The organism is Variovorax sp. Root473, assembly GCF_001426505.1.
In the GTDB taxonomy this organism is placed as follows: Bacteria; Pseudomonadota; Gammaproteobacteria; order Burkholderiales; family Burkholderiaceae_C; genus Variovorax.
In genome coordinates, this window is sequence record NZ_LMEV01000020.1 from 1 (window position 1) to 13897 (window position 13897).

Here is a 13897-nt window from a genome sequence, read left to right on the forward strand (position 1 = left end):
CCCCAGCGAAGACCCCGCCGTGACCTGGAATCACATGCAACGGCGCCAATATTGACCTTCACGCAAAACAAAAAGCCCGATGAGGCGGACTCATCAGGCTTTCTATAGGCTTTGAAGGCCCGGGCTTTGCAGGCCGGCATAAGCCAAGCCTGCGAGAAGAGCCTACTCAGGCTGCCAACCGCTGCTCAATCGCGGCCTTCGTCTCCGGCAATTCCTTCGGCAGATGATGCGCCAGTTGTTGGAACAACTCCGTGTGCAGCTTCAGCTCAGCCTGCCATGCCGCCTTGTCCATGCTCGTGACCGTCGCGAATTGCTCTGCGCTGAAATCCAGCCCTGTCCAGTTCAGGTCTTCATAGCGCGGACTCACGCCGGTGATGTGCTCGACACCTTCCGTCGCCTTGCCTTCGACGCGATCGATCATCCACTTCAGCACGCGCATGTTCTCTCCGTAGCCGGGCCAGACGAACTTGCCGTCGGCGCCCTTGCGGAACCAGTTGGTCGTGTAGATCTTCGGCAGTTGCGCGCCTGAGGCCTCGAGCTTCTTGCCCAGGTCGAGCCAGTGCTGGAAATAGTCGCTCATGTTGTAGCCCATGAAGGGCAGCATGGCGAACGGGTCACGGCGCACCACGCCCTGCTGGCCGGCAGCCGCGGCGGTGGTTTCCGAACCCATCGTGGCGGCCATGTAGACGCCTTCGACCCAGTTGCGGGCTTCGGTGACCAGCGGCACGGTGGTCGAGCGGCGGCCGCCGAAGATGAAGGCGTCGATCTTCACGCCCTTTGGGTCGTCCCAGGCTTCGTCGAGCGCAGGATTGTTGGTGGCGGCGACAGTGAAGCGCGCGTTCGGATGGGCGGCCTTGGCGCCGGTTTCCTTGGCGATCTGGGGCGTCCAGTCCTTGCCTTGCCAGTCGATGCAATGTGCGGGCGCGTCGCCCATGCCTTCCCACCAGACGTCGCCGTCGTCGGTCAGTGCCACGTTCGTGAAAATCACGTCGCGGTCGAGGCTGGCCATGCAGTTCGGGTTGGTCAGGTCGTTGGTGCCTGGTGCCACGCCGAAGTAGCCGGCCTCCGGGTTGATGGCGCGCAGCGTGCCGTCGGCTTGCGGCTTGATCCAGGCGATGTCGTCGCCGATGGTCGTGACCTTCCAGCCGTCGAAGCCCGCAGGCGGAATCAGCATCGCGAAGTTGGTCTTGCCGCAGGCGCTGGGGAAGGCGGCGGCCACGTGGTGCTTCTTGCCTTCAGGGCTGGTCACGCCGAGGATCAGCATGTGCTCGGCGAGCCAGCCTTCGTCGCGGCCCATGTTCGAGGCGATGCGCAGCGCGAAGCACTTCTTGCCCAGCAGCGCGTTGCCGCCGTAGCCCGAACCATAGCTCCAGATCTCGCGCGTTTCGGGGTAGTGAACGATGTACTTGGTCTTGTTGCAAGGCCAGGTCACGTCCTTCTGGCCGGCTTCGAGCGGTGCGCCCACGGTGTGGACGCAGGGCACGAACTCGCCGTCGGTGCCCAGCACCTCGTACACAGCCTTGCCCATGCGGGTCATGATGCGCATGTTGACGGCCACGTAGGGGCTGTCGGACAGCTCGATGCCGATGTGCGCAATGGGCGAGCCCAGCGGGCCCATGCTGAACGGCACCACGTACATGGTGCGACCTTTCATGCAGCCGTCGAACAGGGGCTGCAGCGTGGCGCGCATCTCGGCCGGGGCCATCCAGTTGTTGGTGGGGCCGGCGTTTTCCTTCTGCGCAGAGCAGATGAAGGTGCGGTCCTCGACGCGTGCCACGTCGCTCGGATCGGACATCGCGAGGAACGAGCCCGGGCGCTTGGCAGGGTTCAGCTTCTTGAAGGTGCCGGCGTCGACCAGTTGCTGGCAGAGGCGGTCGTATTCTTCCTTGCTGCCGTCGCACCAGTGGATGGCCTCGGGCTTGCACAGCGCAGCCATGTCGGCCACCCAGGCGATCAGCTTGGCGTTCTTGACGTATGAGGGCGCCTGAATGGTGAGGCCCTTCATCGTGGGTGCGTTCATCGGAAATCTCCTAAGTTGAAAAATCGTCTTTCCGAACGGGGCGCCGCGCCGGGTGGCGCACGGAGGTCCGTTTGAGAAAACGTTTCGCTTTGGGAGATTGCGTCCACGCGGGCCGCACAGCCCGCGGACAAAAGCGCGAAAGCCTGTCAGTTCAGGCGAGAAAAACGGCGATCGACGCCAGCAGCAGCATCAGCACGCCGCCAGCCAGCGGGAGCACGAGCGGCATCAGGTGAACGACCGATTCGACGGCGTCATGTTCAGCGGCGGCAGCATGGCCGGGCTCGACGGGAGTGGGTTGGGACATCGGGAAATACCTCGAATACGCAAATGACAAACCGCCAGTTGCTGTGAGCAGCAAATGGCCAAACTCCCGCCATTTTACCGGCGGGGCGCAGCCGGCGGGTCTAGGGGGTTGCGAGGAGCCCTCAATGCTGCTCGACGGCTTCGAAACCGGCGTCCTTCAGGGCGGCCAGAACACTCGCCAGATGAGCCCGGCCGCGGGTCTGCAGCACCAGTTCGACGTCCACATTCTGCGCCGCCAGCATGGTAAAGGCGCGTTGGTGGTGCACCTCGTCGACGTTAGCGCCCGCTTCGGCCACGGTGGCCGTGATATGGGCCAACGAGCCTGGCACATCGCGCGCACTGACCCGCACCCGGGCCAGCCGTCCAGCGCGCACCATGCCGCGTTCGATGATGGCCGCAAGCAGCAGTGGGTCGATGTTGCCGCCCGACAGCACGAGGCCCACGCGCTTGCCGCGAAAGCGCTCGGGATGCCGGATCAGCGCTGCAAGACCGGCCGCACCTGCACCTTCGACCAGCGTCTTTTCGATCTCCAGCAGCATCAGCACGCCTTGCTCGATGTCGCCTTCGTCCACCAGCAGCAGGTCGTCGACCTTGGCCGAAATGATTTCCCGCGTCAGCACGCCCGGCGTGCCGACCGCGATGCCTTCGGCAATGGTGCTGGTGCCTTGCACGTGATGCGTGCCCTTGACGGCATTCACCATCGCCGGAAAGCGCTGGGTCTGCACGCCGACGATCTCGATGCCGGGCTTGGCTTCGCGCGCTGCGACGGCCATGCCCGCGATGAGCCCGCCGCCGCCGACCGCCACCACCAGCGTGTCGAGGTTGGGCACCGCGTCGAGCATCTCGAGTGCGATCGTGCCCTGGCCGGCAATGATGGCTTCGTCGTCGTACGGGTGCACGAAGGTCAGGCCTTCGCGCTCGGCCAATGCCAGCGCATGCGCGCGCGCTGCGTCCAGCGTGTCGCCGTGCAGCACCACCTCGGCGCCGAAGCCGCGCGTGCGCTCGATCTTCACGCCGGGCGTGAAGCGCGGCATCACGATGAGTGCGCGCAGGCCGAGCCGTTGCGCGTGATAGGCCACACCCTGCGCATGGTTGCCGGCCGACATGGCGATCACGCCGCGCGTGCCGCCTTCCGACAGATCGACCAGCTTGTTGCACGCACCGCGCTCCTTGAACGAGGACGTGAACTGCAGGTTCTCGAACTTCAGGAACACCTGCGCGCCCACGATCTCGGAGAGCGTGCGCGACTCCACGCAGGGCGTGTTGAGCACCTGGCCCTGCAGGCGCGCCGCAGCGCGCCGGATAGCTTCGATTCCGACCATGGCGCGCATTGTGGCGGGAATCCAGCGGATCAGGGTTTTTACTCTTTCGGCGTCTTCCCGAAGCCAAAAGTCTGCGTTATGGTCGCTCCAAGTATTTCCTCGCAGGAGGTTGCCTGATGGTCAAGCGTGCGGGTGTCGATGTGGTGGCTGCTGCGGTGCGCGGGCAGGCCTTGCCTTCGCCCGGTCTCAAGGAAGCGCCGGTGCTCGAGCTCATGTGCTCGCACTTCGTGCTCACGCTCGCGGCCAAGCAGGGCCCGCGCTTCAATGTGCGGCGCGATATCAACGGATTGCTCTCGCTCACCGGGCGCCATCTCGTGTGGCCCGCCGCAGTGCTGCAGCGATTGCGCGAATTTCTCGGCCGCCGCTGTGCGGGCAACGAAGTGTGGAAAGGCGTCGAAGACTTCGACGGCCGCACGCTGCTCGAGCGCCACGGTGTCTGGCGCGGTCCGTACGAAGAAGGCACGCTGTTCTTCTACCTCGACGAGTACGCCAAAGACCAGCCCAAGGACCTGCTCTCGGTGCTCACCGTCACGCGCGACTGGCTCACGCATGCGCTGCGCAAGCAGTCGACGCTGGTCGAGAAGAACATCGACGCGCTCGCAGGCCTTTTGCAACTCAACAAGGCAGAGCGCGCGCTGCTGCTGTACGGCACGCTGGCGCGCTACCAGCGCGACCTGCGCTCGCTGCTGGTCGAGTTCAAGGTCAACAACGCGCCCGAGGCCTACGCCGCCATCGCGGACATCGCGGGCGTCAATGCGAGCGAAGTGGGTGAGGCATTGCGCGCGGGCTCGCGGCTTGAGCGCATCGGCCTCGTCGAGAACCTCATCTCCGAGCACAACATCACTGACCTCGCCGACCTCATGAAGGTCAGCGAGAAGCTGCCGCCCGTGCTCATGCGCGAGTACCGCGACCACAACGAACTGATGGCCGTGTTCACGCGGCCCTCGGCCAAGAGCACGCTGACGCCGCACGATTTTTCGTTCGTCCAGGAGGACGCCCAGATGCTCGTCACGCTGCTGCGTGCGGCCGTGGCGCGCAAGGAGCCCGGCGTCAATGTGCTGCTCTACGGCCCGCCTGGCACCGGCAAGACCGAGCTGGCCAAGGTGGTCGCGCAGGCCGCGGGCCTGGAGCTCTTCGAAGTCGAGTACGCCGACCGCGATGGCAATTCGCTCAGCGGGCGCGACCGCTACCGTTCGCTGCAGATCGCGCAGGTGTTCTTGAAGGGCAGCGCGCAGGCCGCGCTGCTCTTCGACGAGGTCGAAGATGTGTTTCCGCCCATCAGCACCGAGGCCGCGCAGTTCATGGCGCGCGCCGAGCAGATCCCTGCGCCCGCGAGCGGCAGCGTGAGCGGCAAGGCCTGGGTCAACCAGGTCCTCGAAGCCAACCCCGTGCCCACGCTGTGGGTCACCAACCGCATCGAGCAGATCGACCCGGCCTTCCGCCGCCGCTTTGCCTACCACCTGGAGCTCAAGTCGCCACCGCCCGGCGCGCGCGAGCAGCTCGTGAAGAAGACGCTCGAAGGCGTGGTGGTGTCCGAGGCGTTCACCGCCAAGCTGGCCGAGCGCAAGGGACTCACACCGGCGCAGATCCGCACTGCCGTGCGCTTCGCCGGCCTCGCGAAGACCGACGAAGCTTCGGTGGAAGCCCTCATCGAGCGCCAGCTGCGCAACGCCGACCTCGCACTCGGCACGCTCGACAAGAGCCCGGCCGAGCGCCGCAGCGTCACCACCTACGACCTGGACATGCTCCACGTCGAAACCCGCTTCGAGATCCCGCGCATCGTCGAGGCGCTGAAGGCCCGTGGCCACGGCACGCTGTGCTTCTACGGCGCGCCCGGCACCGGCAAGACCGCGCTGGCCGAGCACATCGCCAGAGCCGTGGGGCGCCCGCTCATCGTCAAGCAGGCCAGCGACCTCATGAGCAAGTACGTCGGCGAAACCGAGCAGAACATGGCCGCCATGTTCAGGGAGGCTGAGTCCGAGAAAGCCGTGCTGCTGCTCGACGAAGCCGACTCCTTCCTGCAGGACCGGCGCGGCGCGCAGCGCACCTACGAGGTCACCGAGGTCAACGAGATGCTGCAGGGCATGGAGCGCTTTCGCGGCGTGTTCGTCTGCACCACCAACCTGCTCGACCGGCTCGACCAGGCGGCGCTGCGGCGCTTCACCTTCAAGATCAAGTTCATGCCGCTCACCGCGGCGCAGCGCGAACGCATGTTCGTGACAGAGGCGCTCGCGGGCGACGCCGCCTTGCTCACAGGCGAGGTGCGCGCGCGCCTTGCGCAGCTGTCGCAACTGTGCCCCGGCGACTTCGCGGCCGTGAAGCGGCAGACCGACATCCTCGCGGCCGAGTTCTCGGCGGCGGAATTTCTCGAGCAGCTCGAAGCCGAGCACCGGATCAAGCCCGAGGTGCGCGAATCGCGCGGCATGGGCTTCATCCAGTAGCGGGCGCGCGTCCTGTATCAGCACCCCGAACAAGCAATAAACCGGAACTGTCCGCCGCCGCGGACGCCAGGAGGACCCGATGGCCTTTCACAATGCAGGTGCGTCGCGGCGCTCGCGGACCCTGGCCGCCTGTGCCGGTGCGATGGCACTCGCCCTGGCCGGCCTCCTGGCGGGATGCGGGGGCGGCGGCGGGGGAGGTGGTGGCGGCGGAGGGTTCCCGATCGGCGTGGCGCCGCCGCCCAACCCCGGGAGCGGCAACGGCAACGGCGACGGCATCGTGGCGTCCTCGACCGTCGCCGGCCAGTGCGCCGCGCCGCGCCCGGGCATCAACCCCGAGACCGGCCGCGCGTACCCCGACGTCGCCGGCACGGTCGACAACGAAAAGAGCTGGGTGCGCGGCTGGATCGACGAAACCTACCTTTGGTACGACGAAGTGCCCACCACGCTCAAGGCGTCCGACTACGCCACGCCACAGACCTGGTTCGACGTGCTCAAGACACCGGCCACCACGCCGTCGGGCCGGGCCAAGGACCGCTTCCATTTCACCAACAACACCGAGACGTACCGCCAGCAGTCGGAGGGCGGCGTGTCGGTCGGCTACGGCATGGAGACGGCGACCGTGCGCAGTTCGGTGCCGCGCAACATCCGCATCGCTTTCGTCGAACCGGGCTCGCCGGCTGCGGCGGCCGGCCTGGTGCGCGGGGCCAAGCTGGTCATCGTCGACGGCATCGACGTGGTGTCCGTCCCCGACAGCGAGAGGGACCCCATCTTCCGCGCGCTCTCGCCGCGGGCCCTCGGCGAGAAGCACACCTTCACCTTCGAGGTGGACGGCACGCGTGGCAGCCCCATCGAACTCACGGCCCAGCGCATCACGAGCACGCCGGTGCAGTTCACGCGCACCATCGGGCCGGCCGGCAGCCGCGTGGGCTACCTGCTGTTCAACGACCACATCACGACCGCCGAGGCGCAACTCGTCGCGGCCGTGAACACGCTCAAGCAGGACGGCGGCATCCAGGACCTCGTGCTCGACATGCGCTACAACGGCGGCGGCCAGCTGCGCATCGCGAGCCAGCTGGCCTACATGGTGGCCGGAGCGGCCGCGACGAACGGCAAGACCTTCGAGCTGCTGACCTTCAACGACAAGAACCCTTACCACCGCACGCTCGCCCAGAACCTCACGCCTTTCGTCACGACCACCCGCGCCGGCCAGCCGCTGCCCACGCTGAACCTGTCGCGCGTCACGCTGCTGACGAGCGGCGGCACGTGCTCTGCCAGCGAGTCGGTCATCAACAGCCTGCGCGGCGTGGGCGTCACGGTCAACATCGTGGGAACCACCACTTGCGGCAAGCCCTACGGTTTCGTGCCGCAGGACAACTGCGGCACGACCTACTTCGCGGTCAACTTCAAGGGCGTCAACCAGGCCGGCTTCGGCGACTACGGCGACGGCTTCGCGCCCAACGCCGGCTGCGTCGTGTCCGACGACTTCAACCACCCGTTGGGCGATCCCGCCGAGCGCCGGCTGGCCGCGGCGCTGCGGCTGCGCGACACCGGGTCGTGCGCAGCGCCGACCGCATCCGCCAAGGCTGCGGACACCCCGGGACTGGAGAAGGGTGACACGCCGGTGGACGACGAGCCCGTGCTGCTTCCCCGGTCGCCGCTGCGCGAGAACCGGCTGATCGACCTCTTGCCAGCCCCCGTTTGATGGCGGGCTGACGTCTCCGCGCGAGGCCTGCTCCGGCCTCGCGGAAAACCCTTAGCCGCACCCCATTGCCATGCGCCCGGCATGCCCCCTAGAGTTTGGCAAACGTTTGCGCAAAGCTTTGCGCAAACGTTTTCACTCCCTTGCCGCTGGTCGGAGACAGGGCTGAAAACCAATCACTTAGGAGAAACAGATGCGCAAATGGACAGTGACGACCTTCTGGCTCGTCGCCGTGGCCGTGCTCACGGCATGCGGCGGTGGCGGCAACGGCGGCATCGGCCTGGCGCCCGGGTACGCAGCGGCGCCGGTGGCGCAGAAAGTCATCATCGACAGCGACTACAACACCATGAGCGACGACGGCCAGCTTGGCGTCATGGCCGCGCAGCTGCAGGCAGAGGGCAAGGTGCAGGTGATGGGCATCAGCGTCGTCTCGGGCAACCAGTGGCTCCAGCAGGGCGTGGCCGACGCGCTGATGTCGGTCGAGCGCCTGGGCGTGGGCCAGCGCATCGGCGTCTACGTGGGCGAGAACTACGCCATCAACCACGACTACGCGACCATCGAGGCCGAGATGAAGGCGGGGGCGGGCGGCGACGGCTACCTGGGCGCCTGGAGCGGCCCCGAGCCCAGGACGGACGCCGACCTCAAGCCCTCGCCCGACGGCTTTGCCACGCGCACCGTGGTGCAGCGCAAGAGCGCGGTCGACTTCATCATCGACACCGTCAAGGCCAACCCCAACGAGATCACCCTCCTGGCCATTGGCCCGCTCACCAACATCGCGCTGGCCGTGAAGAAGAGCCCCGACATCGTGCCGCTGATCAAGCAGATCATCTACATGGGCGGCGCCGTCGACGTGGCGGGCAACACCACCCATTTCGCCGAGTTCAACTGGTGGTTCGACCCCGAGGCCGCGCAGTTCGTGGTGCGCCTGCCGATTCCGCAGGTGGTGGTGCCGCTGGACGTGACCGACACCGTGTTCCTCACCCAGCCCGTCTACGACCGCATCGCGCACCCGGCCAAGCCGACGGCCGTGACCGAGGTGTTCCGCAAGCTCAACGGCTACGGCTTCAGCGGCACCAACGGCTTCGAGAACAACCCGAACTACACGCAGAACATCTGGGACACGCTGGTGCTCGCCTACCTCATCGATCCGCGCTACGCCACGCAGACCGTCGAGCGCTATGTCGACGTGATCGCCAAGCCCGGCGCCGCCGACAACGGCCGCTCCATCGGCTACACCACACCGCCCGCGGGCGTGCCGCTGCAGAAGATGACGGTGGTGAAGAAGTTCGACAACGCGCGCTTCTTCGAGCTCTACATCGACCTGCTCACGCGGCCGGTGCCGATCACGCTGCCGGCGACCGGCTCGTAAACCGCCTGCCGTCAGCCGGCGCGCGGGGCCGGAGCGCCGATACTGCGGCCCTCGAACAGGGAACACACGCATGCTGCTCGGCATCGATATCGGAACCTCCGCGGTCAAGATCGTCCTGACCGACATGCAACTGCTGCAGGTCGTGGCCACGGTCGATCGGCCGCTCACTTCGCAGTACCCGCAGCCCCTGTGGTGCGAGCACGATCCCGACCAGTGGTGGGCCGCCGTCTCGGACGGCCTCGACCAACTGGCACGCTCGCACCCGACCGCGATGGCCGGCGTACAGGGCGTCGGCCTGTCGGGCCAGATGCATTCGCTGGTGCTGCTCGACGCGGCCGACCGCCCCGTGCGCCCCGCGATCTTGTGGAACGACGGCCGCGCCGCCGCCGAGGCCGCCGAACTCATGCAGACCGACCTGGCCCTGCGCCGCGCCGTCGGCGTGCAGCCGATGGCCGGCTTCACCGGCCCCAAGCTGCGCTGGCTGCGCACCCATGAGCCCGAGGCCGTGGCGCGCGCCCGTTCGCTGCTGCTGACCAAGGACTACGTGCGCCTGCAGCTGTCGGGCGACAAGGTGACCGACGTCACCGACGCCGCAGGCACCTGGCTGTTCGACCAGGCGCAGCGCCGCTGGTCGCCGCAGGCGCTCGCCGCCTGCGGGGTCGATCCCGCCTGGCTGCCGCGCGTGGTCGAGTCGTGCGAACCCTGCGCCACCGTGCGCGATGCATTGGCCGCGCGCTGGGGCTTGCCGCGCGGCGTGCCGATCGCCGGCGGTGCGGGCGATGCCGCAGCAGGCGGCGTCGGCATCGGCGTGGTCGGGCCGGGCGACGGCTTCGTGTCGCTTGGCACCTCGGCGCAGATCCTGGTGGCCGACACCGCGCACCGCCCCGATCCCGAACGGTTGGTGCATGCCTTCTGCCACGCGCTGCCGCAGCGCTGGTACCGCATGGCGGCGCTGCTCAACGGCGCGAGCCCGCTGGCCGCGCTGGCGTCGTGCACCGGCGGTGCCTCGGTCGGCGCGCTGCTGGCCGAGGTCGAGGCCGCGTACACCGGGCCGTCGCGCCTGCTCGCGCTGCCCTACCTCTTCGGTGAGCGCACGCCGCACAACAACCCGTTCGCGCGCGGCGCGATCGTGGGCCTCTCGGGCGCCACCACGCGCGCCGACCTGATGCAGGCGGTCTGCGAAGGCATCGCCTTCTCGCTCGCCGATGGCCTGGAGGCGCTGAACGCCCAGACCGCGCGGCCCGAGCGCCTGGCGCTGATCGGCGGCGGTGCGCGATCGGCGTTCCTGGCGCAGCTGATCGCCTCGGTGCTCGATGTGCCGCTGGTGCTGTATGAATCCGCCGACCGCGGCCCGGCCTTCGGTGCGGCGCGGCTCGCGCGGCTGGCAGTCACGGGCGAAGACCCGACGGGTGTGGTGGTCGCGCCCGCCGTGCGCCACGTGCTGGCGCCGGACGCCGCATTGCACGCGGCCTACCAGCCACGCCTGGAGGCTTTTCGCGCGCTCTATCGCGCAATGGCGCCGGTCTGGGCGTCAGTCGCCTGAGCCAGCGCTAGAAGGCTTCGCAGACTCGCAGGACTTCGGCGCCGTAGGCCTCGAGCTTCTTCGTGCCGATCCCGCTGATGCCCTGCAGGTCTTCGAGCGTCGCGGGTGCGCGCTCGGCAATGGCCGCCAGCGTGGCGTCGTGGAAGATCACGTAGGCCGGCAGGTTGTGTTCCTTCGCCACTTCGGCGCGCCAGGCCTTAAGCGCCTCGAAGCGCTTCTTGCCGACATCGTCGAGCGTCGCCGCGGCCGGCGACGGTGCGCCCTTGGCGGCCTTCTCGCGCCGGGGCTTGCGCTCGGCCGGCGACGACACCGACTCGCGCAGCGACACCGTGGTCTCGCCCTTGAGCACCGCGCGCGAGCCCTCGGTGAGCTTCAGCGTGTTGAACGCCTCGGCGTCCACCGCCAGCGCGCCGGTGGCGATCAGCTGGCGCAGCACGCCGCGCAGCGCCACCTCGCTGAACTCCGCGCCGATGCCGAAGGTGCTGATGCGCTCGTGGCCGAACTGCTTGACCTTCTCGGTCGCCTTGCCGCGCAGGATGTCCATGATGTGGCCCGCGCCGAAGCTGATGCCGCTGAGCTGCTGCACGCGGTAGATGGTGCTCAGCAGCTTGCGCGCGGCATCGGTGCCGTCCCACACCTGTGGCGGGTTCAAGCAGTTGTCGCAGTTGCCGCAGGGCGTGCTCTTCTCGCCGAAGTAGCCCAGCAGGCGCACGCGGCGGCAGTCGCTGGCCTCGGCCAGAGACAGCAGCGCGTCGAGCTTGCCGCGCATGACCTGCTTGAACTCTTCGCCGGCCGGGCTCTCGTCGATCATGCGGCGCTGGTTCACCACGTCGTTCAGGCCGTAGGCCATCCAGGCGTCGGCGGGGGCGCCGTCGCGGCCCGCGCGGCCGGTTTCCTGGTAGTAGCCCTCGATGTTCTTGGGCATGTCGACGTGGCCGACGAAGCGCACGTCGGGCTTGTCGATGCCCATGCCGAAGGCGATGGTCGCGACCATCACGATGCCTTCCTCGCGCAGGAAGCGGTCCTGGTGCTTCTGGCGCACCGCTGCATCCAGGCCAGCGTGGTACGGCAGCGCGTTGATGCCCGCGCCCTGCAGCGTCGTCGCGAGGTCTTCCACGCGCTTGCGTGACTGGCAATAGACCACGCCCGCATCGCCCTCGTGCTCGCGCTCGATGAAGCGCAGCAGCTGCGTGGTGGCGTCTTTCTTCTCGACGATGGTGTAGCGGATGTTCGGCCGGTCGAAGCTGGAGACGAACTGGCGCGCCTGCTCGAGCTGCAGCCGCTCGACGATGTCGGCGCGCGTGAGGTCGTCGGCGGTGGCCGTGAGCGCGATGCGCGGCACGCCCGGATAGCGCTCGTGCAGCACGGTGAGCGCGCGGTATTCGGGGCGGAAGTCGTGGCCCCACTGGCTCACGCAGTGCGCCTCGTCGATGGCGAACAGCGAGAGCTTGCCGCGCTCGTTCAGCGAATCGAGCTGCGACAGAAAGCGCGGTGTGTTCACGCGCTCGGGCGCCGCGTACAGCAGCGTGATCTCGCCGCGCAGCATGCGGCGCTCGACATCCTGTGTCTCTTCCCAGTCGAGCGTCGAGTTCAGGAAGGCCGCGCTCACCCCGGCTTCGTGCAGCGCGCCCACCTGGTCGTGCATCAGCGCGATCAGCGGCGACACCACCACCGTCACGCCGCGCCCCGAGCGCCGGCGCGCGATCGCCGGGATCTGGTAGCACAGCGACTTGCCGCCGCCCGTGGGCATCAGCACCAGCGCGTCGCCACCGGCCACCACGTGTTCCACGATGTCCTGCTGGGCCCCGCGGAACTGCGAATAGCCGAACACGTCGTGAAGGATGTCGGCGGGGGCCGCGCTGCCGTAGCTGCTGCTGCTGCTGCCGTTGTCGGAGGCGTCGAAGGGACTGGGAGCGAGGGAGGACACGGAAGGCGGGTGCGAAAGGCGGGGAGGGGGAAAAGGGCCGGAGCCGGGGCGCACGCCGATTGTCCCCCAGCAGCCCCGATATGACTGTGGCACGGCGTTTGCAAAGGTGGATGCCGCTCCGGCGCCCCTCTTGTCTAGACAGCAAAATGGTGCGTTTCTCTCTGAAATGCACCGAAACAGGACTTTCGGGTTATCCTGTATATACAAGTTGGGGCGCCTGGCAACAATGCGAGGCGTGCTGCCCTCATCCCCGGGCATGTATCGCCGAGTCACCTCTCTCAAAAAATGGAACCAGGAGTCCCCATGGTCAAGACGGTAGTTGTGAAAGTCGCTTCGCTGCTGGCAGCAGGTGCATGTGCAGCGGGCATGGCCGGAACGGCCGCCGCCCAGGACACGAAGATTTCGCTTGGCATGTCCGGCTGGACCGGCTTTGCGCCGCTGTCGCTGGCCGACAAGGCCGGCATCTTCAAGAAGAACGGGCTCGATGTCGAACTCAAGATGATCCCGCAGAAGGACCGCCACCTGGCGCTGGCCTCCGGCGCCATTCAATGCGCGGCCACCACCGTCGAGACGCACGTGGCCTGGAACGCCAACGGCGTGCCGATCGTGCAGATCTTCCAGATGGACAAGTCCTACGGCGCCGACGGCATCGCGGTGCGCAACGACGTCAAGAGCTTCGCCGACCTCAAGGGCAAGACCATCGGCGTGAGCGCTCCCGGCACCGCGCCGTACTTCGGCCTGGCCTGGATGCTCAGCAAGAACGGCATGACCCTGAAGGACGTGAAGGTGGTCTCGCTGGAGCCGCAGCCCGCCGCCCAGGCTTTCGTGGCCGGCCAGAACGACGCCGCCATGACCTACGAGCCGTACCTGTCGACCGTGCGCGCCAACCCGGCCGCCGGCAAGATCCTGGCCACCACGCTCGACTACCCGATGGTGATGGACACCGTCGGCTGCGCGCCCACCTGGCTCAAGGCCAACGCCAAGGCCGCCGCTGCGCTCACCAAGTCGTACTTCGACGCGCTGGACATGATCAAGGCCGATCCGGCCAAGTCGAACGAGCTCATGGGCGCGGCCGTCAAGCAAAGCGGCGAGCAGTTCGCCAAGTCGTCGGCCTACCTGCGCTGGCAGGATAAGGCGGCCAACCAGAAGTTCTTTGCGGGCGAGCTCACCAGCTTCATGAAGGAAGCCGCGGCCATCCTGCTGGAGGCCGGCGTGATCCGCAAGGCACCGGAAGACTACGCCGCCACCTTCGACGCCAGCTATGTCAAGTAAG

9 protein-coding genes are annotated in these 13897 nt (G+C 67.6%); 5 read left to right on the forward strand and 4 right to left on the reverse strand.

The features are described 5' to 3' along the window. Window positions 1–166: 166 nt before the first annotated feature. The 3 genes from ASD34_RS24825 to ASD34_RS24830 form a co-directional block, all read right to left on the reverse strand. Window positions 167–2020 (reverse strand): phosphoenolpyruvate carboxykinase (GTP), encoded by a 1854-nt coding sequence (locus ASD34_RS24825; protein WP_056583515.1) that lies wholly within the window; start codon window positions 2018–2020, stop codon window positions 167–169. Between the two features lie 151 nt (window positions 2021–2171). Beyond that, window positions 2172–2324, reverse strand: a complete 153-nt coding sequence (locus ASD34_RS27945) for a hypothetical protein (RefSeq protein WP_200937650.1) — start codon at window positions 2322–2324, stop codon at window positions 2172–2174. 121 nt (window positions 2325–2445) lie between these two features. Then, window positions 2446–3645 carry a threonine ammonia-lyase gene (locus tag ASD34_RS24830; protein ID WP_200937652.1) on the reverse strand — a complete coding sequence of 400 codons (1200 nt, stop codon included), beginning with the start codon at window positions 3643–3645 and terminating at the stop codon, window positions 2446–2448. A gap of 116 nt (window positions 3646–3761) precedes the next feature. Between ASD34_RS24830 and ASD34_RS24835 the strand changes: the two genes are divergently transcribed. From ASD34_RS24835 to xylB, 4 genes are all read left to right on the forward strand, one after another. Further along, entirely contained in the window at window positions 3762–6086 is a 2325-nt protein-coding gene (locus ASD34_RS24835; protein WP_056583522.1) for an ATP-binding protein, read from the forward strand. Between the two features lie 79 nt (window positions 6087–6165). Then, on the forward strand, window positions 6166–7788 hold the full coding sequence (locus ASD34_RS24840; protein WP_056583523.1) for a S41 family peptidase: 1623 nt from the start codon (window positions 6166–6168) through the stop codon (window positions 7786–7788). A gap of 190 nt (window positions 7789–7978) precedes the next feature. Beyond that, window positions 7979–9154: a nucleoside hydrolase gene (locus ASD34_RS24845; RefSeq protein WP_056583526.1), complete on the forward strand. Its 1176-nt coding sequence runs from the start codon at window positions 7979–7981 to the stop codon at window positions 9152–9154. Between the two features lie 70 nt (window positions 9155–9224). After that, window positions 9225–10697, forward strand: coding sequence for a xylulokinase (gene xylB / locus ASD34_RS24850; RefSeq protein ID WP_056583529.1), 1473 nt, complete (start codon window positions 9225–9227; stop codon window positions 10695–10697). Window positions 10698–10704: 7 nt separating this feature from the next. Here the strand turns inward: xylB and recQ are convergent, their stop codons facing one another. Then, window positions 10705–12624, reverse strand: coding sequence for a DNA helicase RecQ (gene recQ, locus ASD34_RS24855; RefSeq protein WP_200937654.1), 1920 nt, complete (start codon window positions 12622–12624; stop codon window positions 10705–10707). Window positions 12625–12927: 303 nt separating this feature from the next. On the opposite strand from recQ, the gene ASD34_RS24860 reads away from it, so the two are divergent. Continuing rightward, on the forward strand, window positions 12928–13896 hold the full coding sequence (locus tag ASD34_RS24860) for an ABC transporter substrate-binding protein (protein WP_056583532.1): 969 nt from the start codon (window positions 12928–12930) through the stop codon (window positions 13894–13896). The last annotated feature ends 1 nt before the right edge of the window (window position 13897 follow it).